General features: G+C 55.4%; 23 protein-coding genes. 16 read left to right on the top strand and 7 right to left on the bottom strand.

The annotated features are described in order from the left end of the window. Positions 1-284 precede the first annotated feature (284 nt). The 6 genes from VL197_01555 (at position 285) to pyrE (ending at position 4,395) form a co-directional block, all read left to right on the top strand. Positions 285-821: an HNH endonuclease gene (locus VL197_01555; protein ID HUJ16654.1), complete on the top strand. Its 537-nt coding sequence runs from the start codon at positions 285-287 to the stop codon at positions 819-821. Between the two features lie 161 nt (positions 822-982). Further along, entirely contained in the window at positions 983-1,630 is a 648-nt protein-coding gene (locus VL197_01550) for a hypothetical protein (protein ID HUJ16653.1), read from the top strand. A 51-nt stretch (positions 1,631-1,681) separates the two neighbouring features. Next, positions 1,682-2,164 (top strand): DUF4388 domain-containing protein, encoded by a 483-nt coding sequence (locus VL197_01545; GenBank protein ID HUJ16652.1) that lies wholly within the window; start codon positions 1,682-1,684, stop codon positions 2,162-2,164. A 148-nt stretch (positions 2,165-2,312) separates the two neighbouring features. After that, positions 2,313-2,882, top strand: a complete 570-nt coding sequence (locus tag VL197_01540; protein ID HUJ16651.1) for a DUF3786 domain-containing protein — start codon at positions 2,313-2,315, stop codon at positions 2,880-2,882. 55 nt (positions 2,883-2,937) lie between these two features. After that, positions 2,938-3,660 carry an orotidine-5'-phosphate decarboxylase gene (gene pyrF, locus VL197_01535; protein HUJ16650.1) on the top strand — a complete coding sequence of 241 codons (723 nt, stop codon included), beginning with the start codon at positions 2,938-2,940 and terminating at the stop codon, positions 3,658-3,660. A 159-nt stretch (positions 3,661-3,819) separates the two neighbouring features. Then, positions 3,820-4,395, top strand: a complete 576-nt coding sequence (pyrE, locus tag VL197_01530; protein HUJ16649.1) for an orotate phosphoribosyltransferase — start codon at positions 3,820-3,822, stop codon at positions 4,393-4,395. A gap of 62 nt (positions 4,396-4,457) precedes the next feature. On the opposite strand, the gene VL197_01525 is transcribed toward pyrE, so the two are convergent. Further along, positions 4,458-4,661: a hypothetical protein gene (locus VL197_01525; protein ID HUJ16648.1), complete on the bottom strand. Its 204-nt coding sequence runs from the start codon at positions 4,659-4,661 to the stop codon at positions 4,458-4,460. A 230-nt stretch (positions 4,662-4,891) separates the two neighbouring features. Here VL197_01525 and VL197_01520 point away from each other — a divergent pair, with 230 nt between their 5' ends. The 3 genes from VL197_01520 to VL197_01510 all read left to right on the top strand — a co-directional run bounded on the left by VL197_01520 (position 4,892) and on the right by VL197_01510 (position 8,757). Then, entirely contained in the window at positions 4,892-5,983 is a 1,092-nt protein-coding gene (locus tag VL197_01520; protein HUJ16647.1) for a hypothetical protein, read from the top strand. Positions 5,984-6,418: 435 nt separating this feature from the next. Beyond that, complete coding sequence (locus VL197_01515) at positions 6,419-7,636, top strand: FAD-dependent oxidoreductase (protein HUJ16646.1); 1,218 nt, start codon at positions 6,419-6,421, stop codon at positions 7,634-7,636. A 71-nt stretch (positions 7,637-7,707) separates the two neighbouring features. Continuing rightward, a complete protein-coding gene (locus VL197_01510; protein HUJ16645.1) occupies positions 7,708-8,757 on the top strand; it encodes a hypothetical protein in 1,050 nt (349 codons plus the stop codon). Positions 8,758-8,792: 35 nt separating this feature from the next. Here the strand turns inward: VL197_01510 and VL197_01505 are convergent, their stop codons facing one another. The 4 genes from VL197_01505 to VL197_01490 form a co-directional block, all read right to left on the bottom strand. Then, on the bottom strand, positions 8,793-10,832 hold the full coding sequence (locus VL197_01505) for a response regulator (GenBank protein HUJ16644.1): 2,040 nt from the start codon (positions 10,830-10,832) through the stop codon (positions 8,793-8,795). A 24-nt stretch (positions 10,833-10,856) separates the two neighbouring features. After that, positions 10,857-11,222: a response regulator gene (locus VL197_01500; GenBank protein ID HUJ16643.1), complete on the bottom strand. Its 366-nt coding sequence runs from the start codon at positions 11,220-11,222 to the stop codon at positions 10,857-10,859. Positions 11,223-11,423: 201 nt separating this feature from the next. Further along, the gene (locus tag VL197_01495; GenBank protein HUJ16642.1) at positions 11,424-13,679 is read right to left on the bottom strand and encodes a PAS domain S-box protein; all 2,256 of its coding nucleotides are present in this window, start codon (positions 13,677-13,679) and stop codon (positions 11,424-11,426) included. Between the two features lie 24 nt (positions 13,680-13,703). After that, positions 13,704-14,645: a hypothetical protein gene (locus tag VL197_01490; protein HUJ16641.1), complete on the bottom strand. Its 942-nt coding sequence runs from the start codon at positions 14,643-14,645 to the stop codon at positions 13,704-13,706. 464 nt (positions 14,646-15,109) lie between these two features. On the opposite strand from VL197_01490, the gene VL197_01485 reads away from it, so the two are divergent. After that, positions 15,110-15,508, top strand: coding sequence for a FixH family protein (locus VL197_01485; protein HUJ16640.1), 399 nt, complete (start codon positions 15,110-15,112; stop codon positions 15,506-15,508). 124 nt (positions 15,509-15,632) lie between these two features. Here VL197_01485 and msrA read toward each other — a convergent pair whose 3' ends face one another. Next, positions 15,633-16,682 carry a peptide-methionine (S)-S-oxide reductase MsrA gene (gene msrA / locus VL197_01480; GenBank protein HUJ16639.1) on the bottom strand — a complete coding sequence of 350 codons (1,050 nt, stop codon included), beginning with the start codon at positions 16,680-16,682 and terminating at the stop codon, positions 15,633-15,635. Between the two features lie 117 nt (positions 16,683-16,799). Next, positions 16,800-17,147 (bottom strand): hypothetical protein, encoded by a 348-nt coding sequence (locus VL197_01475; protein HUJ16638.1) that lies wholly within the window; start codon positions 17,145-17,147, stop codon positions 16,800-16,802. A gap of 114 nt (positions 17,148-17,261) precedes the next feature. On the opposite strand from VL197_01475, the gene VL197_01470 reads away from it, so the two are divergent. The 6 genes from VL197_01470 to VL197_01445 all read left to right on the top strand — a co-directional run bounded on the left by VL197_01470 (position 17,262) and on the right by VL197_01445 (position 23,757). Beyond that, complete coding sequence (locus VL197_01470) at positions 17,262-17,570, top strand: hypothetical protein (protein HUJ16637.1); 309 nt, start codon at positions 17,262-17,264, stop codon at positions 17,568-17,570. Between the two features lie 691 nt (positions 17,571-18,261). Next, entirely contained in the window at positions 18,262-18,831 is a 570-nt protein-coding gene (locus VL197_01465; protein HUJ16636.1) for a hypothetical protein, read from the top strand. Between the two features lie 364 nt (positions 18,832-19,195). Continuing rightward, positions 19,196-20,587: a cardiolipin synthase gene (gene cls / locus VL197_01460; GenBank protein ID HUJ16635.1), complete on the top strand. Its 1,392-nt coding sequence runs from the start codon at positions 19,196-19,198 to the stop codon at positions 20,585-20,587. Positions 20,588-21,114: 527 nt separating this feature from the next. Further along, positions 21,115-22,068 carry a tetratricopeptide repeat protein gene (locus VL197_01455; GenBank protein HUJ16634.1) on the top strand — a complete coding sequence of 318 codons (954 nt, stop codon included), beginning with the start codon at positions 21,115-21,117 and terminating at the stop codon, positions 22,066-22,068. A 74-nt stretch (positions 22,069-22,142) separates the two neighbouring features. Beyond that, a complete protein-coding gene (locus VL197_01450) occupies positions 22,143-22,787 on the top strand; it encodes a hypothetical protein (protein HUJ16633.1) in 645 nt (214 codons plus the stop codon). 370 nt (positions 22,788-23,157) lie between these two features. Further along, positions 23,158-23,757 (top strand): polymer-forming cytoskeletal protein, encoded by a 600-nt coding sequence (locus tag VL197_01445; protein ID HUJ16632.1) that lies wholly within the window; start codon positions 23,158-23,160, stop codon positions 23,755-23,757. Positions 23,758-25,411: the final 1,654 nt, after the last annotated feature.

The raw sequence follows: 25,411 nt of genomic DNA, 5'->3' as shown, positions 1-25,411 counted from the left end.
GCACCCCGGCATCTGCTTCTTTGAGGATCGCGATGATCTGTGTTTCGGTGAATCTCGAGCTTTTCATGAGAACCTCCTGGCGTCCATATAATGCCAGAAAGCTCTACTTTTAGCATGTCTCTTTTTTAGGGAAGCTTACGCTTTGGCTTGACACGAAGTTTCAATTCTATTGACAAATCTTAAAGTTTTCTGTATGTTGTTACCTCAATAAAGGGAATTTTGACGGTTTTTTGCTCATCCGGGATATCTCGCAGGCTGACCTTGATATTCGGAGAGAGGTTCTCATGGAACGGACGCTGCTCCTGAACGCGACGTTTGAGCCGTTAAAGATCATCCCCTGGCAAAGGGCGATCACGCTGCTCACCCAGGGCAAAGTGGAAGTGATCGACTTTTACGAGCGGGACATCCGGGGTGTGTCCCTCACGTTCAAACTGCCCTCCATCCTCCGTCTTCTCAAGCTTGTCAAGGTCCGCCGCGCAAGCAGGGAGGTCAGGTTCTCCCGCGCCAACATCTATCAGCGCGATAAATATTCCTGCCAGTACTGCGGCATCAAGTATCCCGCCGAGGATCTCACCTTCGATCACGTCATACCGCAGGTGCAGGGTGGCCAGGCCACGTGGGAGAACATCGTTACGGCCTGCCTCTCGTGCAATAACCGGAAGGGCGGCAGGACCCCCCGGGAGGCGGGCATGCGGCTGATCAGGCCTCCCATGAAACCCCGCTGGATGCCGGTCATCACCCTGACCTTCGGTATCAAGAACGCTCCCCTCAGCTGGCGTGATTATCTCTATTGGAACATCGAACTGAACAAGGAACAGTAGCCCGTCTCAGGACACATCCCCTCCGTCTTTTCGCGTCTCGTGCAGCACGCGGCATTCGCCAGATGCGGTTCGTTCCGTTTTTTCCTTGTCAACCCGCGGGTTTGATGATATATTCCTGACCTGAATCCGTTCACGTTCTGCCAACGGGGGAGGCTTCGACCATGAAAAAAATCCTGGTAGTTCTTGTTTGCGCAATGCTGACGCTGTCCGCGGGCCGCGCGTTCGCGTTCATCCATTTTACGCAAAATGAGTTCACGACCGCCGAAAGCCTCGATCCCGGCATGACACAGACGGGCGTTTTTTTCACGCTCGGCGAGGACTACAAGAGCTATTATCCCGAGATCCGCTACGGTCTCGGCGCCCTGGCCGAAGTAGGCGTGAAGGTCGGTGTCACGGATGCCCAATTTCAGGCTTTCGCTGACAAACTGGGCCCCGGCGACAAGCTTGGTGCGCTGATCGGCATCGATCTAAAATATCAGCTCATCAAGGAGACCGAAGGCATTCCCCTCGACATGGCCGTCGACCTGAGATTCGACAACACGATCGTGAGCAAGAAGAATGCAAGCGAGTTGACCTTCTCCACCATTTTCAGCAAAAGCTTTCCCCTCACGGAGCGCGGCTACAAGCTGGTACCCTACGGGGGTATCGAGATGTCGGCCGTCTACGGCTCGGCGCTGCCCAAGGACGACACCTCGGTGTACGCCTTTGCCGGGATCGAATGGAAGCTCAGCCAGAAATTCATGTTCCTGCTGGAGTACAAGGGCGGGGAAAGCAACATCGGAGGAGTCGGCATCAGGTTCGAGTACTAAGCCGGCGGGATGCCCGGCCATCCTCCGGCCGCAGCCGCCTCATGAGAGTCCATGCCCTTTCAGCTTTCCGGGAACACACGAACGGTCGCTCTTCCCGTCGTCCTGCAGATCCTGCAGCATGCATCCGTGACCGGCACCCTGACCGTCCAGAGACACTCCCTCGAGAAGTGCGTTCACCTCAAGAACGGCCAGATCATTTTCGCCACGTCCAATGACGGACAGGACCGCCTGGGTGAGATGCTGGTAAAAGCCGGCTTCCTGACGCGGGAGAACCTGGAGACGGCCCTGACCCTGTACCGCAAGAACGCAGGGCTCAAGAAGATCGGCGCCATTCTCGTGGAGAACGGGTACGTATCCCCCAAGAATCTCTTTGCAGGCCTCAAGACCCAGGTGAAGGACATTATCTTTAGTCTTTTTCTCTGGGAGGACGCCGACTACCGGTTCGAAGAGAGGCTGCCGCCCGATGTCATCCAGCTCCAGATCAACGTGGAGGAACTGGTGGCCGAGATCATCGAACGGATGAAAAAAGAATGACCCTGCGCGCCGGCGGCCGACTCACTTTTCTGTTGTCCTTTCCCCCCGGCGCAGGTATAATTTCCGCCAATGCCGAAGCGCATTCTGTGCAGGCAGGGCCCGCCGGCGGCCGCGAGCACGCGGCGGGGATGTTCGAACGGAGTCCCTTTTGAAAGCCCTGAAACTCGCCTCATTCCCCGGGATGGCAGAACGGGTCAGCGCTCTTTACAACGAAGACGAGGACGCCCTGTTGCTTGCGATGCTCGGTCAGGAGTACATCATCCGGCATGACGGGATCACGCTGCACGGGCAGAAGGCCCCGGAGCACCAGGCATCCGTGATCCTTGACTACCTGTTCTCGACCGGCTCCTCGCTGGCGCTCATGCCGTGGCGCACGCCGGGAGATTTCTCCGGCGCGCCGCTCCCCGAATTCCGGCAGAGAGTGGAGCAGCCCATCACCCAGTATGCGGCGGAGATAATCGCGCGGGCCGCTGCGATCCTGCCCCTGTTCGACGCCAAGGTAGCCCCGAGCTTGATCGGGAGCGACCTCGCGATCAACGTACGGGCCCTGCCCAAGGTTCACCTTCATGTGGAGCTGTCGCAGGAGACCCCGGATTTTCCTGCAGAGGTGTGGGTCCTGTTCTCCAACAATGCCCATGAGTTCATTTCAGTCGCGAGCATGCAACGAATCGGAGAACTGCTCAAGGACAGGGTCGTGAGCCTGCTCAGGATCTATTGACCGTCGAACCATCGGTGGCGGTCTCCCCTTCATGACGACAATAAAGGAAACAGCAATGTCAGCGCGGGACCGGATCGTCCTCGCCCTGGACCTCGATTCCGACCGGGACGCCATTGCCCTGGTGGACGAACTCAGGGGTTCCGTCGGGATGTTCAAGGTGGGCCATCAATTGTTCACGGCCTACGGCCCGGATATCGTGCGGCGGATCGTTGAACGGGGCGGCAGGGTGTTCCTCGACCTGAAGTACCACGACATCCCGAACACCGTTGCCAGGGCTTCAGCGGAAGCGGTCAAGCTCGGGGCCAGTATCTTCAATGTGCACGCCCTCGGCGGAGCGGACATGATGCGGGCCGCGGCGGAGTCTGCGCGGGAGACGGCCGCGCGGCTCGGCGTGCGGAACCCCGTCGTTCTCGCCGTGACGGTCCTGACCAGCATGGACGGCCAGAGTCTGCGCCGGGAGCTCAAGATAACGCGGTCTCTTCAGCGGGAAGTGAACCATCTCGCGCGGATGGCGCAGCGCGCGGGCATGCACGGTGTGGTAGCGTCTCCGCAGGAGATCACGATGCTGAGGCGAGCCGTGCGCGGCTCCTTTGTCATCCTGACACCCGGCGTCCGTCCGTCCTGGGCCGCGAAGGACGACCAGAAGCGCACCATGACGCCTGCCGAGGCAGTCGCAGCAGGCGCGGACTATATCGTTGTGGGGAGGCCGGTGCTGAAGGCCGCAGACCGGAAGGCGGCGGTGTTACAAATTATTCAAGAGATAACAACGGAAACGTAGCCACCGGGGAAGATCGCTGCCCGGGCAGGAGCACCGAGGTCTCAGCGGATGATAAGAACAAAGGCGGGAGGAGGCGTCATTGGTCCCGTTTCGCGTCAGCGTTCCTGGTGTCTCTTCGTCCTCCGTGAACCCAGCGACAAATAAACCAAAGGGGCCAATATGACATCCGAACAGGTATTGGACATCTATACAAAGACCGGAGCACTGCTCACCGGCCATTTTCTCCTTTCGTCAGGCCTACACAGCGAGCAGTATCTCCAGTCGGCGCTCGTGCTCCAGCAGCCCGAGATCGCAACCAGACTGTGTGCTGCGCTGGCAGAACCGTTCCGGCATTCGCGGATCGACGCCGTCATAGCGCCGGCGCTCGGCGGCGTGTTCGTGTCCCATGAGACCGCGAGAGCGCTCGGGGTCCGCGCGCTGTTCGCCGAACGCGTGAACGGGGAACTGACGCTCCGGCGCGGCTTTATAATCAGGCCCGGGGAACGATTGCTCGTAGTGGAGGATGTGATCACGACGGGGAAATCCACGAAGGAGACGATCGAGGTCGTCCGAAAGTCGGGCGGCGAGGTGGTGGCAGCCGCGTCGCTGATCGACCGCTCGGGGGGCAAGGCCGAGCTCGGCGTTCCCTATCAATCCCTCGTCACGCTGAATGTTCCGACCTATGCTCCCGAGGCCTGCCCGCTGTGCAAGGCAGGCGGAACACCCGTCAAACCCGGCAGCAGGGGATTGAAATAACCGGCAGTCCGGGCAACGAGAATTGAACCAGCCCTCGGCTTTGCGTGAGACGCTTTTGACTCTCACTTTTGGTTCCGGCTTGACCGGGTCAGGGGAGTGAACGGCGCCGCTTTCTTTTTTGTCCTGCCCAGGACGCCGTAGAGGTGATAGGCGCAATCAGGCCCCACCAAGCCGCGCGCGGCCTCCAGGCTCAATCGCACCTTTCCACTCACGATCAGTCTGCGATACAGATAGCGGATCCGCATCTCCTCCGACGCGCCCTTCATAGCCACATACTACGCCGCTTCGCACCGTGAATTCAAGCCTCTTTCCCCGGTCGATCCCGGGGGAACCGCTCCGAATGATGCTTGACTTTCGGGCCTTAATTGCCTATCTTAATTCTAGCTGCCTTTTCGCTTCATGCAATCTCATCGCTGTCGCAGGATTCACTCCTTCCGAGGCTGTACCGGATTTGAACGATCACACGCGAACATACGGTCCATGGGCTGTCCGCTTCATGATCCGCAGCTGCCTCCTGGCCCTGTTCCTTGCGCTCCCGGCCATGCTCTTGCAGCCGCTCCCGGCATGGGCAGAGAACGCGCCGTTGTCCTCCTCAATGACACCAACGACTCGGCCTGGCGGTGAAGCAGCGGTGCCGCAGAAGGGAGAAGCCGGCAGCGCGGCTCCCCTTGAAAGCCGTCAGACAACGACCGCGCCGGAGAACGAAGAGCCGCAGGTAACCTTCGTCGACGTGTTGCATCAGGGCCTCTCGACGACCATTCAGGGGACGGCTACCTGGATGGATTCTTTTTTCGGGAACCAGCGGTATACCAGCGAACTGAACGAGTCCTACATGCGATTCCGGTATAACGTGTTCCTCCAGCAAGCGACGAAGCCGTACCATAAGGCGGACTACGAGATAAGGATCGTGCTGCCCCAGCTCAGACAGAAGACTCATCTTGTCTTTGCCGGAACGCCGAAGGAGACAACGGACTTTTCGGCCGTGAACACGAACACGCAGAGCGACGAGATAACATCGACCGAACAGCAAAACGTGACCGCAGCCGTGCACCAGACCCTCCTTGATACCGCTCAGCAGAACTTCATCATGCGCGCGGGCGCCAAGCTGCATAACTACCGTCCCGTCGTGCTGCTCGGGCCGCGGTACCGGGTGCTGCTCCCGCTCGACAAGTGGAGTCTCCGCTTCAGCCAGGAGGACGTTTGGACGAGCAACACGGGCTGGGAATCGAGGAGCACGCTCGACGTGGAGCGCCCGCTCCCGAGCAACCTTTTCTTCCGGGCTACGACCGATTGGATCTGGACCGAGCATCACCTGGGGTTTACCTATGACTATGCGTTCAGCCTCAGCCAGCCCCTGAGTCCGCGGCGGGCGATCAGTTATGAATGGGCAAACATTTTCCAATCTCGGCCGGTCAATGAGCTGTTGGAGGTCGACCTCCGGGTACGATACCGCCAGCGGGTCTGGCGCGATTGGCTTTATTTTGAGACGGCCCCCCAGTATGGGTTCCCGCGCACGCGGGCCTTTCGGGCCACGGCGGGCATCCTTTTCCGTTTAGAGATGAATTTCGGTCACTTGTCGGCGTTTTGAGGAGGAGCCAGGGGGGAGACGGTCGCGGACAATCGCGCCGCGGGGCAAGCCCACTAGTGCGTGTATGAATCACGCGACTTGCAATCCCCGGCTCCCGCCGGGGTAATGCGTCGTAGTCCGCGGGAGGCCGCGTTCCTAAAGAGAGCCACATGCTCCTGCCGGTGGGGGCTCCACTTCACTATGCTTTTCTGCGATCTCGAGTGTACCTATGCAAAGTTCCCCGCATGCGACGCCGTGGACGGCTCCCGCAGCTGCAGGACCCTCATGGCCCTGCACTGCACGCTGAAAAAAAATCGTGCATAAGAACTGCCCTGCGGCGACAAGAAGCCGAAGGGACCGCCGCCGCGACCCCGTCGCTGAACCTGATTCTCCCCTCAAAGGCACGCCGGCTTCGGCTATAATACAAGTACGTGTTCCATCATGCGAGGTGCGATCATGTCAAACCCTGTTGTCATTGTCGGAGGCGGGTTCGGGGGCCTCGAGGCGGCATTTACGCTCAAGGGCGTTCTCGGACCATCGGCCGAGATCACGCTGATTGACCGGAGCCCGTACCATGCCTTCATTCCCTCGATCCATCTGATCGTATCGCGCCGGGCGGGGGCGGACGCGATCCGCATCCCGCTCAGGGCCGTGCTCGGGCCGGCGGGCGTGCGGTTCATGCAGGACGAGGTCCTTTCCGTGGACGCCGAGCGCGGGCAGGTCGTTACCGCGGCGGGAGGCGGCCTGGCCTACGATCATCTCCTGCTGGCGTCCGGAGCGACGAACAACTTCTTCGACGTCCCGGGAGCGGAAGCGTACTCCTGCCGGTTCCGGACAACCGAGGACGCCGAGCGCATCCAGGCAGCGCTGCTGAAGATACTCGGCGATACCCGGCCGGGCCGGATCGTGGTTGCGGGCGCAGGCACCGAAGGGGTCGAGGTGATCGGAGAGGTGCTTGACCTCATCAGGGACGAGGGTCGGGAAAGGGCTCTGGCGGACGGCGGCGTGGCCCTGACCCTGATCGAGGGAAAGGGCCGGCTCCTTCCCAATTTCCCCGCGGAGGTCCATGACCGTGTCGAGGAGTATCTCCGGCTGCGGGGAGTGACCCTGATCGCGGGCGATGCCATTGCCGAGGTCCGGCAGGACAGCGTCGTGCTGGCGTCGGGGCAGAGGCACGAGGCATCGATCCTGATCTGGTCCGGGGGGATCCAGCCCTCGAAGCTGATCCGCGATCTGCCCTTTGACAAGGATCCCTGGGGATGGCTCAAGGTGAACGGATATTTACAGATTCCCGAAGATGAACGGATCTCCGGGATCGGAGACGCCGTCAGCGTGTACGTTGATGACGGACCGCTGGCACTGCAGAGGCTCGCGTACCATGCCCAGGACCAGGCGCGGGTAGCCGCGCTCAACATAGCCTCGCGGATCAGGGGCGGGAAACCCGTGATCTATGAACCGAAGAGCAGGCCGCAGCTGATCTCCCTCGGGAGGGACATGGGCATCATGACGGCCGACGACAAGGTCCTTACCGGGCGCTGGGTTATTTCCGCCAAGGCCGCCGTTGAGCGGAAGCACCTCATGACCTGCCTCGCGAGGCCGGTCACCTCGGCCATCTGGGCGCGGATACCGGGAGCGGGGGTCCTGCAGCGGCTCAGGACCAGGCTGCCGGTCTGAGTCCGCCGCGGAGCATCGGGAAAGGACAATGCCTTCGCCTGAAGCGTCCGGCGGGGTTTGGGGAGGTTCCCGTGTCAGCCATAGCCTTCGAATCCGTGGAGTCCCGCTTCGCGATCCTGAATCCCCAGAACAACTTCCAGAAGGAGGAGCACCGCGTCGAGGTTCGCAGGGATCCGCTCCTGGGCGACACGAGCGTCTATAATCCCTTTCTCAAGGACAAGGCGAAGGCCTTCTTCGGGGACAGCGATCCCGAGCTCGTCCGGAAGCTTGAAGAAGAGAGCGGGAAGACCTGCATCTTCTGCCCGGAACGAGTTGAAAAGAGCGCAACCCGCTATGCCGCGGATCTGGTTCCCGGGGGAAGGATCCGCAGGGGAGAGGCGCTGCTGTTTCCCAACCTCTTCGCGATCGGGGCGTACCATGCCGTGGTCGCTCTGAGCACTGCCCATTTCCTGAAGCTCTCGGACCACACTCCGGCCCTGATCGCCAACGGACTCGGGGCAACGCAGGAATTTTTAAGGACTGTATTCCAACGGGACCAAACAGCGCAGTTCGTCACCATCAACGCGAACTATCTCTTTCCCGCGGGCGCGAGCCTCGTCCATCCCCATATGCAGATGCTCGCGACGCCCATTGCCTACTCATACCATGCCCGCGTCATCGACGCATGCCGGGCGTACCATCGGAAGCATGGAAGGGCATATCATGACGACCTGGCCGCGGAGGAGAACCGGGCGGGAGTACGGTACGTGGCAAAGCGGGGAGGCTGGCACTGGATGGCGGCCTTTGCGCCCATGGGGAACAATGAGATCCTGGCGGTCCATGGAGAGGAGAGCGATTTTGCAAGGCTGTCCGGTGACGATCTGCGGCAGCTTGCGGAGGGGATGGCGCGGGTGCTCGCCTTCTACGAAGTCCTGGGACATTTGAGCTTCAATTATTCACTTCTTTCCGTGAGGCAGCCCCAGGCAGGCGAGGGGCAGCGCTGCCTTTTCAAGATCGTGAACAGGCAGAACCTCTACCCCAATTACCGGAATGACGATTATTTTCTGCAGAAGATGCTGCAGACTGATTTGATCATCAACCTGCCTGAGGAACTTGCAGAAAAGCTGAGGGTGTTATTTTAGGCCGTCTCCGTCGTGCCGGTCCCGCATTGGAGATGTCAACTATCCAGCGTCTCTCTCACCCTGCTCAGGAAGAGCGTGGGTGATATCGGCTTCGCCAGCAGGTTCAAACCCTCTTCCGGTATATTTCTCCTCTCAAAAATATCCGCAGCATAGCCGCTCATGAAGAGCACCTTTATGTCCGGCCGGATTTCCCGTATCGCTTCAAAAGCCTCCTTGCCGTTCTTTCTCGGCATGATCAGGTCCAGAATGAGCAAACGGATGCGGTCCTTGTTCTTCAGAAAGGCCTCCACCGCCTGCTCACCGTCCGAAGAACTGATGACCGTGTAGCCGGATTCCGTGAGAAGCGTGATGACCAGGTTTCTCACCGCGTCGTCATCCTCGGCAACGAGCACGGTCTCGGTGCCCCTGCGGGCTTCGAGCGGTTCCGTCACGTCGAGGTCCTGCGCCTGTGTCTGTACGAGAGGAAGATATATCTTGAACGTTGTGCCGATGCCCCGTTTACTGGCGACGGTGATATATCCTTCGTGCTGCTTGACGATGCCATAGACCATGGAAAGGCCGAGCCCCGTGCCCTTCCCGACCTCTTTCGTCGTGAAAAAAGGCTCGAAGATCCTCGTCCGCGTCGTTTCATCCATGCCCATGCCGGTGTCGGTCACCGAGAGCAGCGCGTACCTTCCCTGGTTTCCATAGCCGTGCATTTTGATGAAATCCTGATCCAGGATGACCTGTTCCGTTTTAATGGTCATGGTGCCTCCGATGACCATGGCGTCCCGTGCGTTCGTCGCGAGGTTCATCAGGACCTGTTCGATCTGGCCGATGTCTGCCAGAATGATCAGGTCGCGGCCTTCGAGATCCATCTTCAGCTCGATGTCTTCGCCGATCAGCCGCGTCAGGAGTTTGCCGATCCTGAAAATGATCTCGTTCACGTTCACCGGCACGGGATTGATGATCTGCTTCCTGCTGAAGGCGAGGAGGCTGTTCGTGAGACTGGCGGCGCGGTCCGATGAAAGGAGAATCTGGTCAATATAATGGAGGACCGGATCGTCGGCGGAGAGCTTCATTTTAGCCAGGTTCCCGTAACCGATGATGGCCGTGAGGATGTTGTTGAAATCGTGAGCCACCCCGCCCGCAAGCAGCCCCACGGCCTCCATCTTGTGCGCCTGGCGGAGCTGCTGCTCCAGGTGCCTTCGCTCTGATATATCGATGCCCACGCCAACGATGAACCTCTTGCCTCCCGTGACCATCCTCAAACCTGTGAGCAGGAATGGTACGGCCATGCCGCTTTTGGTAACGATGGAAGCCTCTACGGTGGCCCGGCCGGTCTCCAGAACTTCGCGTATCCTGCTTGCCACCAGGTCACGGTCGCCCTGGAACAGCTGCAGCACGTTCATCTGCATGAGTTCCTCGAGTGAATAGCCGGTCACCTCTTTTTCATTGTTGTTCCAGCGCACCAGCCGTCCCTGTTCATCGCAGATGTAGAAGACACCGGGAAGGCTGTCGATGACCAGGTCGGTAAATGCCTGCTCCTGGTGCAGGGCCTCCACCGAGTGCATGCGCTCGGCAACGTCGCGTTCCAGCCTTCTGTTGGCAGTTTCGAGCTGTATCATCTTTTGTTCGAGCTTGCTGAACAGCACCTCGTTGTACCGGCGGAAGAACTCCATTTCTTCGCCCAGGGGTTTCTCGGCGGGGGCCAGCGTTCCCTTTTGAAAATCATGCAGGAGGTCCCGCACGACCTGTGCCAGCACCTCCGGCTGCTGCGGTTTGATGATGAACCGTTCGGCGCCGAGGCTGAGGGCGAATCGCTCGTCCTGGGGTTCTGTATAGGTGGCCGTATAGAAGATGAAAGGGATGCTCCTCAGGCGGTCGTCCGCTTTCCACTTCCGGCACAGGGCAAAACCGTCCATGACCGGCATCAGAATGTCCGTTATGATCAGATCGGGAGGATGTTTTACTGCAAGCGTGAGCGCTTCAGCCCCATGGTCCGCCAGCGCCACTTCATAGCCCTGCGCCTTCAGAAGGACTTCCAGCATATAGCGGCTTTGCCTGTTGTCGTCCACGAGCAGGATCATCGTCATCGGTTTGACCTCGTGAGCCGCGTTTCATGAAAGGTAGCGCTCGACTTGCGCCACGAAAGTGTCAGGATCGATCGGTTTCTCGATATAGCCGGTGCATCCCGACTCCAGGGCCTTTTCGCGGTCGCCGACCATGGCATAGGACGTAACGGCTACAATAGGAACCAGAGCCAGGTCGCGATTGCTCCTGAGCGAACGTGCAACCGCATATCCGTCCATGAAGGGCAGCTGAATGTCCAGGAGGATAAGATCCGGCTTCGTGTTCGCAGCTTCTTCGATGCCCGTCTGGCCGTCCCGTGCAGAGAGCACTTCGTATCCGTGCTTCGTGAGTAAAAACGTTACAAGGTAGAGATTCTGTTCATTATCCTCGATATAGAGGATTTTTTTTCGCAGAGCCATACAGTATCTACAATAAATCTATGCTAACGACAGCATTAAGGACTTTACTGCAACGGCAGCCGAGGACACCGTGGAAGAATTCGAGCACACATTTTCGCCTGCCATTCTCTTTGCCCTCGGAGCCTGCCCCCGAAAGTTTGAATCGGGGGTTTCCGGTGGTACGAGATTTTATCGATAATATTCATCCTTTATCAACTATACCACAGGTAAAGGCAGGGTAATGGTGAACGTGCTGCCTTGTCCCCACTGACTTTTCACGCTCATCGTGCCGCCCATGAGCTCTACGAGCCTCTTGCTGATCGAAAGACCCAGGCCCGTGCCTTCATATTGCCGCCCGATTCCGCTCTGGAGCTGCTGAAACGGTTTGAAGAGCCTGCCCATCTCATCGGGCTTGATGCCGATGCCCGTGTCCTTGACGCTGATGGTCAGCTCCCTGCTGTTTGTCTCACAGGCAATGCTGATGCCGCCCTTCTCGGTAAACTTGACGGCATTGCTTATGATGTTCAGCAGGGCCTGCTCCATCCGCCTTCGATCACTGGTGATCGTGCCCACGTCCGGAGCAAGGACCACTTCCAGGGCAAGGCCTTTGTTCTCGGCCATGGGTCTCACGGTCTGCGCTGCTTTTTCGATCACCTCCCGCAGATCAAAGGGCTCCTTTACGACCTGCAGCTGTCCGGCTTCGATTTTCGAGATGTCCAGAACGTCATTGATCAGGGCGAGCAGGTGGCTCGAACTTTCGCGCACCATGCCCAGCTGCTTTTTCTGCTCCTCATTCAGAGGGCCCGCCAGCCCCTGCAGGAGAATGCCCGTGAATCCTATGATCGAGTTGAGCGGGGTCCTGAGCTCATGGGACATCGTGGCAAGAAAAGCAGACTTCAACCGGTCCGCCGACTCCGCCCGTTCCTTGGCGATTGCCAGTTCTGCCGTCCGCGTTTTTACGAGTTCTTCGAGGTGGTCATGGTAGATGGCGAGTTCCTGCTCCGCTTGCTTGCGCGCCGTGATATCAACGACCGCGGAAAGGATGTACGATTCTCCCTCAAGTTCTATTGTCTCGGCGGAGTACCGATGCGTAAGCACTGACCCTTCTTTCGTACGTACCCGCAGCTCCAGATCTTTCACCGTTCCTTTCGTCTCCAGGAGACGGACGATATTATTTCGATCCTCCGGATCAAGCCATAGTCCGAGCTCGAACGACGTGCGCCCGATGATTTCCTCCCGGTGGTATCCCAGCAACCGCTCAAGCTCCTGATTCACGTCAACAAACCGGCCGTCGTTCAGCCGGCTGACGGACATTCCGGCGGGTGCCGACAGAAAGAGCTTGGAGAACTTCTCTTCTGATTTTTTGAGCGCCTCTTCCGCACGCTTCCGCTCCGTCACGTCCACGTCCATGCAGACGAAGCATCCCGAGCCATCCTCGCAGGGGATCGCGAAGGTGGTCGAGAGGCAGATGCCCTCCGATCCGTCGCGCCGCCGGAAGTCGTATTCGGCGGGGCCATGCGCCTGGCCGGTGATCCTGATATGCCTGAGCAGCCGGAGAAATCCCGCAGCTTCTTCCACGGAGCGCATGAGATGGTCCGGGGTCCTGCCCAGGGCCTCATCCGCCTTCCAGCCGAAGACGCGTTCCGACGCACGGTTCCAGTACAGCACGCGCCCATCCCCGTCATACCATTGCACGGACACATTCGGCGTGTTTTCGATCGTGGCCAGCAGCCGCTCTTCGCTTGTGCTTCGAAGCGCCGTCTCTTTCTGGAGCTCCCGGTAGCGCGCAATGAGCATAGCGACCATTTTATTGATCGAAGACCGCAGGCTCTCCAGTTCGCCCTGGTATCGCAAGGCGGGGATGATTCCGGCCTCGACGCTGCCGGAGCTTACCGACCCGGCATAGACCTCTACCTCTCTCAGGGGTTTCAGCACCAGGCGCCAGAGCAGCAGATAGAGGCTCAGGGCCAGGATCAGTTCGAAGGGGATTAATATTGCGGTCATCAGGATCCGGTTCTCATGCAGGAAAGCCTCTATGAATTTCGGCGTGACGATCACGTCAACAATGCCGATCTGTTCGCGGGTAAAGTGTATGCTGCGTTCTTCCACAAGCAGCCCCTTTGTCGGGAACTCCCGCTCCGCGCTGATGATCCGCCACTCTGCGTCTCGCATGCGAACGAACGGTCTGCCCTGCTCGCCGGTTGTCTTGACGACAACACCGAAGACATTGTCATTCCTCATCGCGCTTTCCATGATCCTGCCTATCTGGCCGGTGTCGAAGTTCCACAGGGGGAGCGCGAGACTCTCCGACAACTGATCTGCGAGAATGGTCTGCTCCTTATGCAGCTGGCCCCGCCACCTCTCGCTTGCTATACTGTCGATCAGGAGGAACAGCCCGTACAGATATGCCGTCGTCACGATCGCGATGGCGATGATCACGGTCACGGCAACGGATATTTTTCGATGGGGCATGGGAATCTCCGGACCGGCACGATGCTACTGGTACGTCTGCGGATCGAACCACAGTCTCTTGTCTTCAAAGGGCGTTTCCGGTCCAAGGAACGGATTTTCGATCCTGAATATCCTGCGCTCCTTCAGTTTCAGCCGCAGGATCTTGCGCCGCTGATACTTGTCGAAGATCCTGTCGTAGGTCCCGTCCTGGATCATCATCCGCATCCCTTCCTCCGCCCTTGCCGCGAGGCTCCGGCCTTCTTCGGTCTTGGAGAACCAGAAGTACATGGGCAGGGGATAGTAAAATACGATGTTATTCTCAATGAACAGATCGGGCATGGCGTCTTTTCGCTGCTCGTACTCATCGAGGACCTCCACGGCTGCCCTCAAGAAAATATCGAACCGCCGGTTGATCAGCATCTCAAAAAGGCCGTCATAGCTCGATCCCGTCACCACCTTGAAATTGTTGTATCTGAGGATGTCCACATCGATCCATCCCAAGCCAAGGCCGTAGGTGAATTTCCGCAACTCATCAAGCGTGGTTAGGGAATCGAATTTATGTTGATTTTCCTTTCGGATGAGGAAGATACAATAACCGCCCAGGTTCTTGTCAACGGGTATACGGACGGGAACGAGATTCTGCTCGAACGCGGGTATCGTGCTCAGATACATGACCGTGAGCTTTCCCGTGGCATTCATGAGCTCGAAGGTCTGGCGTTTTTCGGCCATCGGTTTCGAAGGTACCATGCGATAGGGGCCGTATTTTAATTCGGTCTTGTCCAGGGCGGTCTTCAATATTTCCCAATGGTACTGATAGCGTACGTCGAGCCGCGATTCCGGCGCGTTGTAGATATAGGTCATCGGGTCTGCGGCGAACGATGAGAGGGGGGTAAAGAGCGAGAGGAGAACGACCAGCACGAGCTCTCTCCCTGCACGCCGCCGGGATCGGGGAGGAAAGAGGTTGTTTCTGTCTGCCGACGAGCTCATCTGCATCTCCCTTGAAACGCACTACAGAAGCGTTGTGCGAGAACGGTTGTGTTGTGTCCGACAAATGCGTGAGGAAGATGTCTATATTTAGTATAGCATATGAATAGGCGCCTCCGTTCTAAGCGGGCTGTTGAAAGAAATTCAGGAACTGCGGGATTGCCGTCTATCACAGGACGCTTCTCGCAATGATACTTGACGGGTTTTTCAGCAACCTGCACGGCGGTTCTCGGCAAGAGCACCATCGACCCAAATCTTTCTTCCTGTTCTAACGGCCACCAGAGCCGCCTTCTCTTGTAGGATATCCTTCACTCTGTGAAGCACCGGCTACAAAATCAGGCATTCCGACATCGATAAGGTCATGAATACAATGAAGAAGCAGGGTACCGCAGCGGTGGCACATCAGTTGCAATTATGAATGATTCAAGTGACTTTAAATGAAATTAAACAGGGGGGAGGCTTTCGAAATGAGGAAGATGGTATTATTTGTTCTGGCTGCGGCAGTGTCACTCGTTGTTCTCGGTGCATGCTCCAAGGGATACGAATCCCAGAAGAATACGGGTGGGATCATTATTACGCTGAAGTCAGACCGCTACCCGCTCGTTCTGGGCGATAACACGATGACGGTGAAAGTGGCCGATGCGGCCGGAAAGGTGGTTACGGACGCCAGAGTGGAGGTCCGTTTCTACATGCCGCCGATGCCCGGCATGGCGCCGATGGAAACAACCACAGCGGCCGCGCCGAGCGGTGACAAGTACGCATTCACGGCAAACGCCGCCATGGCAGGCGGGTGGAAGGCCGATGTGACGGTGACCCCTCCGTCAAAGCCGGGGGTCTCCACGACGTTTAACCTGGATGCCCGGTAGGTGACTGCAGGACAGATTCTTGCGAAAGGCTCGGGGCCGGTCCGCTGCAGAGTAAAGCACGATGCCCCGGAGGTTCTCTGATCTCCGGGGCATTGCTTCATCGATCTCGTCGAAAACAGCAAGCTCACTTCTCGAAGAGCTTCACGTATTTCCCATACCCGTCCTTTACCAGGTCCTCCTTCGGAATGAACCTGAGCGACGCTGAGTTCATGCAGTAGCGGAGGCCCGTGGGCTTGGGTCCGTCATTGAAGACATGCCCCAGGTGCGAGTCGGCAAGCCTGCTCCGCACCTCGGTCCTTGTCGCGAGGTACCACGTCCGGTCCTCCTTGGTCATGATATTTCCCGGCTCGAGCGGCTTCGTAAAGCTCGGCCATCCTGTGCCGGAATCGTATTTATCGAGAGAGCTGAACAGGGGCTCGCCCGATACGATGTCAACGTAGATGCCGGCCTTGTGGTTGTCCCAATAGGCATTGTTGAACGGAGGCTCGGTTCCCTCCTGCTGCGTCACGTTGAACTGCATGGGAGTCAGCTTCTTTTTCAGCTCCTCCGGGGACGGTTTCGTAAAGCCGGCCATTGCGGTTTCCCCGGCCGCTGCCGTATGCATGGCATTCATGGTATCCTCCTTGCCCCATACCTTTGCGATGTACTGGTCGCGGCCCGAATTATACCGGTAGAATTTGTACCGGACCGGGTTCTTCTTCCAGTAGTCCTGGTGGTACTCCTCCGCCCGGTAGAAGGGGCCGGCAGGAAGTATCTCGGTCACGATGGGTTTGTCAAAACGACCCGACCGTTCCAGTTCCTTCTTCGATTTCTCAGCCAGTTTCTTCTGCTCCTCATTGTGATAGAAGATGGCGGACTTGTACGACGGTCCGCGGTCCACGAACGACCCGCCGGCGTCCGTGGGGTTGATCTGCCGCCAGAAGACATCGAGGAGCTTCTCGTAGCTCACTTTCGAGGGATCGTAGGTGATCTCCACGGACTCCATATGGCCCGTGGTCTCCGAGGTGACGTCCTCGTACGTGGGATTGACCGTGTGGCCCCCCGTATAACCGGAGATGACTGCTGTCACGCCGTCCAGCTTCTCGAAGGGCGGGGTCATGCACCAGAAACACCCTCCCGCGAACGTGGCCTTTTCAAGGTGCGGCGAGGCGCCCGCGCCTGCCTGGGTCACCATAAGGGGTAGTACAAGCAATGTTTCCATGAGTATTTTTGATAACATGTCAATTTCCTCTCTTTCCGTGAAACCATACGTGATGTTAACGATCTCAATGAAACCCTTTTCCCTCCTGTATTATTCTCTCACCGTTTCCGTATAGGTTCCAGCCTTTTTTAATGCCTTTTCCATGTCCGGTATCGTTATCACCGCCGGGTCGTAATAGACCGTGTTGATCTCCCTGAAATGCCGGAAACCCCTGTCGACCCTCTTCACCCCGGGCATCGTTTCCAGGGCCGTCTTGCCCTCGTCATAACAGTGGACCACGAAGACGGCCTTTGCGGTTCCCGCATCCTGCGCGAGCGCGGGCGCCGGAGTCGCCAATGACATCAGCGCCCTCCCGGCAATCCGACTGCCGGAGACGACTATCGTGAACAAAGCCAGTACGATCATCATTGCGAAGGGTATGATCACTATCTTTCTCATATGCTGCTCCTTCCCGGAATCATCTGATGGATCCTTTGCGGGATTCCCAAAGCCCGCTCTTTGTTGATAGGAATATACCTCGTGATGGTCACGGGAAGGTCACGGCGGGATAACATGTTGATCACTGATGCTTTTTTTGACGCATTGCACGTTATTTTGGCCCAAGCAGAACCTGTTTCAGGAATCTGCCGAGATAAAGATGACGATCATGTTATCATATGTGTCGTGGCAGCAAATTTTGCAATCATCAGCGAATACCAACAAAATACATTCGAGACCCCACCGTTATACCCCATCGTTATCGTTGACTTCGTCGTTAATCAGGAATATATTCGTCTGGAATATTGGAACCGTCGTGGCATAATCATTGCTAGACAAAATAACACCGCAAATCCGGTATTATCTAGGGGGGCTATTCAATAACGGATTTTCGGTATTAACGAGGGGGCTCGTGATCCCCTTGTTAGTTCAGAGTGAATATGAACATTTCTCAGATATACGGCATAGTCGTGGGCGCTATTTCACTTCTTAGTGGTCTCGCATTACTGTTCTTTAAGAAACTCGATTCAATTCTTGTTAACAGTGACTGGACACAGAAGACTATAAGAAGTGGTCGACTAAGTTTGAGCATCATATTCATAATCGGTGGTCTTATGTCGTTATCTGCGGTCCTTCTTGGATGGCCTCCGATTAAAGGTTACGTAATCCCTCCGCCCGGATGGTAGCTATTTGAAATCTATGACGACTTCAAAGAAGAAACATACGACGTGCCCTCGTTGTTCTAAGGTGTTTGAAATCGATAATAACCAAGCTTATACAATTGATCAGAACTGGTTCTATGAAGCCATGATCCAATTCGAAAACTTCAGCGCGGTGAAGTGCCCTGAATGTAAAAATGTTTTCAAAGCACCGGAAGCAAGATTATTTGGAGTATTCAAGTCGCCCTATACAGTATTTGTTCTATCTAGCGTATTAGGCCTTATGATCGTACTCGTCAGCTACTTTCTCTTTTTCAAGAAGATCTGCAGCAAATGAAGAACCAACGAGCCGGTCCACAGCGACGCGCCAAACGGCGGCGCGTGACCCGCGTGTTAGCCGGACGATGGAGGTTCCCTTGAAGCCGATCGTCTCCGTAGTTCTTGCGCTCGTTGCACTGCTTGTGCAAGGATGCGCTTCGCTGCCCTCAGGTCCGGCCACGGTAACGCTTGCTACGCCATGCGACGACTGCATGCCCGGCGTAACGAACTTCTCGAAGATATCTCCTGCACTGTGGCGTGGCGCGCAACCGACTGCAGAGGGATTCCGTAGTTTGGAGAATTCTGGGGTCAAGACAATCATCAACCTTCGATATTTAAATGATGACTCCAAATTCCTGGCCGGGTCGAAACTAAAGTACATCTGGATCCCAACGGTGCCCTGGAGTCTGGATGAAGATGATCTCGTGTCATTCTTCAAAGTGATCCAGGAACCGAAGAACTGGCCTGTCTTCATTCACTGTTGGAAAGGCAATGACAGATCCGGGCTCTACGTAGCCGCATATAGAATCCTCGTTGATGGATGGAGTCGCGACGATGCCATTCGGGAATTGGTTCGCTTCCACTACACCCGAATCTGGTTTCGGATCCCCCACCTAGTGCGTGAAATAGACGTCGACAGGCTCAAGGCTCGAATCGCATCGCCATGAAATGTATCGCCACGCCTAAAAGGCCGGCTAACCCTTCCATCGAGCCGACCTCCAATGGCTGGCCCTGCAGGCCGGGCAGCGCTGTTCGCCCAGGTACTTTGCCGGAGAAGAATGGGCCTCGCTTCGACGATTGAAATTCCAGAGGAGAGCTAAAAGATGATCCGGAAACTTAAAACAGGTGAGTACCGCTTGTACTCTCGAGAGAAGAACCCAAAAACCGGAAAGCGGAGGAATCTTGGGACCTTCACAACGCGTGGTGCGGCGGAAAAACACGAAAGAGAAATTCAATACTTCAAAAGACAGTGAAGCATACGATCAGAGGGGATATCTAAAACGAAAAAGGTTTTCGTGATAAGATGTGGATATGAAGATAATAAAACCTTTCCTATTGTTCTTTCTGCTTGTATCCATCCTGGGCTTCAGCAATGGATGTGGAACCTTGCCGAACGTCTCCGAAAAGATTGATGAAGCGCCGACGGCACCGGAACCTCATCAAATCGTTTCGTCCAAAGGGCTTTTATCTCTCGAAAAAAGCAGGGCTATCATGGAACGTCTGAAGAGCTCGGTCAACCCGACGGACATTCTGGAACGCCACGAAGCGGTGGTGGAATCGGTCACGGAAAGCCCGCTGACGAAGGGGAATAAAGTCACTCTACTTGCCGATGGTCAGGCTACCTACGCCGCAATGTTCAAAGCAATACAGAATGCCAAAGACCATATCAACTTTGAAAGCTATATCATTGAAGGTGATACGGCAGGCCACAAATTTTCCGATCTGTTGCTGCAAAAACAGGCGGAAGGTGTACAGGTAAATCTCATTTATGACAGCATAGGCAGTTTCAGTACCCCTACTGTCTTTTTTCAGCGCTTGCGGGACAACGGAATACAGGTGGTAGAATTCAATCCAATAAATCCGTTGAAGGCCCACGGGCACTGGCAACAGGCAGAGCAGGACCACCGCAAGATCTTGATCATTGACGGCAAAGTCGCCATTGCTGGGGGTATCAATATCAGCTCGGATTATTCAAGTAGCCCTTCCATGAGAAAAGAAATCGAAGGAGCGCCACTGCCCTGGCGTGATACCGACGTCCAAATTGAGGGCCCTGGGGCGGCTGAATTCCAAAAACTCTTTATTGACACCTGGGAGAAGCAGAAGGGCCCGAAACTCTCTGAACGGACCTATTTCCCGCAACAGAAAGAACCGGGGAATGCCCTGGTGCGGGTGGTCGGCAGCACGCCGGGCCAGAGCAACAGAATCACTTTTATCGTATACGTGTCAGCCATCACTTTCGCACAGCATTCGATCCATCTGGCGAATGCCTATTTTATCCCCGACGACCAGATACTGGATGCCCTCACTGATGCTGCCAGGCGCGGCGTTGACGTAAAGATTATAGTTCCTTCAAAAACCGATTCGAACCTGGCCTTACATGCACAGCGGTATAATTATTCCGAGCTTTTGAAAGCGGGGGTGAAGATATACGAACGTCGCAACGCGGTGCTGCACGCGAAAACTGCGGTGATTGATGGCGTCTGGTCGACAGTCGGTTCTACCAACATGGACTACTTGAGCTTCTTGAGAGATGACGAGGTGAATGCGATTATCCTGAATCACGAGTTTGCAATCGAAATGGAGAAGATGTTTGCCAGGGACCTTGCGGAGTCCAACCAGATTCGATGGGAAGAGTGGAAGAAAAGACCCGTGTTCCCACGGATCAGCGACTGGTTTGCGCACGTATTTTCTCATTGGATGTAAAAAGCACGAGCACCAAAAAGAAATTGTTCCGTCCCGATGTCGGTGACAGCTTGGCCGATCATCTCAGAAGGCATAAAGATATTCCCGAGATCCCCAAGAGCCAGCGTTACGCCAACAGACCATCGCTTGAAAGAATATTCAGTCAGACTATACTGAACGACAAGCGTAAGCGGGACAAAAAAATTGCCCAGGCTGTCGAGAAGTATGTATACACTCAGCGATCAATTGCCGATCATCTCGGCGCGCACGCCACATATGTTAGCAGAATTTTGTGCGGACACTACAGAAAGTAAAGAGTATGGACCTGACCCTGAGAAGTTACGGACGGCAACAGTTATGCGCCAAACGGGCGGCGTCACCTGTTTGGTTCGTCACGGGCTAAGGCCTTTGACGACTGAGGAACCGGAAGCCTTAATCGGGCACGTCCGGGTCTGTGGGGGGAGCGGCGGGCAACCGCTGCTCCTACCCGGAACAACGACACACCTTGCGGCGTGTCAGCCGCGCGTTAGTTATTTTTGGAGGTCATCATGATTCATAAAATGCGGATTCGATGGATAACTATCGCTTTAATGCTCTTACTAAGCCAAAGCTCGGTTACCTATGCACAGGAGAGATACTACCTGCTCGGCAAAGAGCAACTTCAATTTAAACTCGCAGCTGATTCCTTCGAAGAGGTGAAAACGCCGAAAGATTGGGAAGAAATGTTTGATTTTGATGGCATGAGATATCAAGTTAAAAAGAAAGCGATAATTGATTCGAGCGACGTTGAAGGTATCGCTATTGACTCTTTCACATATGGTTCAAAAGAAGAATACTCGCTGACAATCTATTTTAAAAAAGACTCTTGGGATCGAGTTTATGATTCGACAAAAGGCACCATTGGTAAAAGGCTTGCCGTAATCAGAAATAACAAGCTTTTCAGTGTTCCGCTTGTCCGTGATGCGATTGACGCTTCTACAGGTATAAGCGGTGGTATCGATTCAACAAAACTTAAGACATTTATTAATGGATTAACGCCAGCTGAATCGCCAGATAAGAGTACACGTGGCAAAGAGTATATATCGTGGCTTGAGCATCGCCAAGCAAGCAACAAAAATGATCTCGCCCTTGCATCGAAACTTGCAAACTTATATTTTGTCGGCGGAACAAAAGACTATGCAAAGGCAGCACAATTGTTCGAACTGATTCTTCAAAAAGATCCTTCAAAAGCTGATACGTATTCGAATTTGGGCACTTGTTACGCTGCTCTCGGCAAGACGGACAAAGCAATCGAAATGTACACAAAAGCCATAGCAGCCCAGCCCCAAAGCGAGTGGGCGTTCAGAAGCTACTTGGCAGAACTCTATTTCAGTAAAGGCGACAAGCCTAAGGCAATAGAAGAAATGAGCAAAAGCATTGCTTTAATGAAAAATGCTTCTATGCCTGGTTCAGAAGGTGCCATAAAGAGTTTGGAGCGCCGACTTAATGAGATGAAGAAATAGTCATAGGAAAACAACCAGGCGCTCGACTGCGACGCGCCAGAATCGGCGCGTCAGCCGCACGTTGGAGAAAAAAGATGATACTGTCGAATCCTTTGATCGTCGTAGCAATGCTTTTTACTCTTCTCGGCCTTATCTTTCTTATCATGACCATTGTTGCCCTGAAGAAGAGAAAGATATTTGGCACGACCATGAACTTCGTGGTCGCTTTACTGATGGTCTCCTTGTCCGCCCTGTTCGGCACCATAAACATCGCTATTCAAGGGTATCGTGCATTTACCCGAGAGGAACTTGCGGCAATCGTGAAAGTTGAGCCCGCCGGTGAGCAGAAGTTCCTGGCCCGGTTTTCCATGCCGGATGGCAACGAAAAAGTATATTCTCTTGCCGGTGATCAGCTTTATGTTGACGCCCACATTCTCAAATGGAAACCGCTGGCAAACATCTTCGGACTGCACACCTCCTATGAACTCGATCGCGTGGCTGGCCGCTATGCAATCCTTGACGATGAAATGACAAAGGTTCATACCGTGTATTCTTTGTCTAAAGACAAACCCCTGGACATGTTCGATCTCCGGCGCAGGTTCGCAATCCTTAATCCCCTGTTGGATGCCGAGTACGGATCCGCTACATTCATCAACTTAAACAGCACAGAAGAATATAGGGTGATGGTTTCGACAACGGGACTGCTGGTCAGAAAGACCGAAAAAGAGACCAGTCAGTAGCCCCATGGTCAGGCAGTTTCGTAGGTGAACCGATTCCCTCTCATTCTCATCACCGGAAATCCGAAAGTCTCCTGCTGTTCGAACGCTTCTCGCCAAGTTCTTTTCTCTTTATTGCCTTTTTCCTGCATTCGCGGTCAAGACGAAACGCTATAAACGACCCGGCGACTTTGCGGTTGTTTTCGACGCGGGGATATACCAGGTGGCCCCGAATTTGAGAGGTTCCGCAACGTGATATCGATCACATATTATTAACTCTCAATCCGATACTATTATCCTGAAAGAAGAGGCAGGATTCTTGTATGACGCAGGCTTGCATGATATGTCGGTGGCACCGGCCGTCCGGTCGAATACGAATATCGGAGGATACAAGATGCTAAAACAGGAAGAGATGATCGAGATCAAGGTTGCGGAGAAGAATACCGTGGTCAGTGCAGACAAAACCGCCGAGCAGGGAATTAATATGATATGCAAGGGAAGCAAGGTTACCGGCAACATGGTCGTCAACCAGGACCTGCAGATGAACGGCGACATCGAGGGGAATATCACTGCCGCGAACAACGCAAGCATCTTCGTCAGAGGCACGTGCAAGGGGAACATCGATGCCAAGGGCGGCAGCGTCGAGATCGACGGCGAAATGAGCGGAGGGAACATCAGCGCCGGAGGGTACGTGAAGATAACCGGCAAGTTTCTCGGCGGCAAGATCCAGGCAAAAGACAAGATCCACATCAACGGTGAGTTCACCGGCAGCCTTGAGAGCAACGAGGTGGAGCTCGGTGCCGCCGCGCGAGGCAAGGGGGAGATTCTGTACAAGGAGACGCTCTGCATTCAAAAGGGAGCGAAAATGGAAGGCAAGGTCACTCGCGCCGAAGCGGAACGGGCGCCCGGGCAGGAACGAAAAGAGGAGCCGAAGCAGAAGAAGGGTTTCTTCTCGTCTGACGAGCCGAAGAGGAAAGGTTTCTACGCGTCTTAGTACATGAGCAGCTAAGCATTTTGATGCTCCGAGCTATATCTCTTCCCGAAGGAAAGCCTGCTCTCATTTGGAGCGGGCTTTTCAATTGTCAAGAAGAGTTGTCCCCGGGAGGACCTCATGGGGTCGCCCATTTGAAGGATGTTGTCACGTGCGATCACCTCTATTCCACGCGACGTAAAGAATTTCGGTGGAAACAAAGCTGGCGAACCTTTGCTGAATCATGTGGCATACCCTGAAAATACCCCATTGCTGTCGTTGACATCTTTTCAGATCAGGCATATATTCGTGCTTAATACCGTGAGCGGTTTGGCATATTCATTGCTGAATCCGTTAACACCGAAAAATCGTGTTAGCAGGGTGGTTCCCGTTCCGAAAATAACCTGTCCAATAGCGCTGAGGAGCCTGATCATTGGCTTTATATTATTGTTGTGATACAGCGGTTGCAGTTGCAATCCTAGCGCTCGTGCTCCATTGGGCGCTAGAGCGTGCCCGATTGCATGAGTTTGTGGCATCTCTAGGCCCTCTACCAACTGACGCTACCGAACTGGCGCTGGCATTAGCGGGGCGAATCGCAAATCGGTCTCATCGCTCCGGTGACCCACCGTACATAGCTGCGTTTCTCGCTCCGCTAGGCGCGACTGCGGGTGACATCATCCGCCACGGAGGATGCTGCTCGGGTACGTCGCGGCTCTATATGCTTGCCCTTGGGGCGCTTGGGATTCGTGCTAACCAGATTACCGTATACCACCGGTCGGGCCGAGCGCAACATTGTCTAGTTGAAATTCACCTTCCGCAAGGTGTTCTGATTGCAGATCCGGTTTATGGAGTGTTCTACACCGACGCGAATGGAAGGACCTTGGGCCTAGAGGATTTGCAGGCAGGCGCACCAGTAGAGTGCCGTCCTGCTCCCGGTGCCATGAAGCCGGGATACCCGGCGAACAGCTATTATGACTTCAATTTTGCAATGACGAAGACAGCCAACTGGACCAAGTCCTGGCAGCGACGTCTGGCGTATTCTCTCCTGCAACGTATTACGAACGGCGGTATCGACCGATTCCGTGTTCCCCAACTCTTTGAGTGGCCCCAAGCGATGCTGGCGCTAGTTCTGGCCAGTATACTGTCGGTTACGCACGCTTTCTTGTTTCTATTACGGTGGTTCAGCGCCACCTAACTAGACGTTACTAACGGCGCGGCCCACGGCGGCTGCCATCTTGTCGCTGTCCTCGGCCCGCTGCCGTTTAACGCAATTGGTTCATGTGCTAGTTACAACCAGGACCTCAGCAATCTTAGCCAACGACGATTCCGCTCTTGCAGGTTAACTATTTACCTTTGATTCGCATCAGCGAAATCCCAAAGTCTCCCTCTGTTCAAACGCTGCCCGGCAAACTCGTTTTCCTTATTGCCTTTCTCTTCAATCGAAGCCAAGACGAAACTCTGTGAACATTCCGGTGACTTTGGTTCGGCCGATGTCCTCGGAACTTCAGTTATTGCTGAACAGTCCGGATGCGCAGCTGGGAGCGGTCAACGATCTGAAGAGAGCCGCTCCGGTCTTAACAGCGAACTGTGAAGGTGTGCCTGCCCGGTTCAGGTATTCGAAAATCGAATACTGCACTTCGATAATCAAATAACTTTCCTATCTCTTATTATTAATCTA

Source organism: Nitrospirota bacterium, assembly GCA_035516965.1.
GTDB lineage: Bacteria > Nitrospirota > UBA9217 > UBA9217 > UBA9217 > MHEA01.
This window is presented reverse-complemented; position numbering and strand designations above follow the sequence as displayed.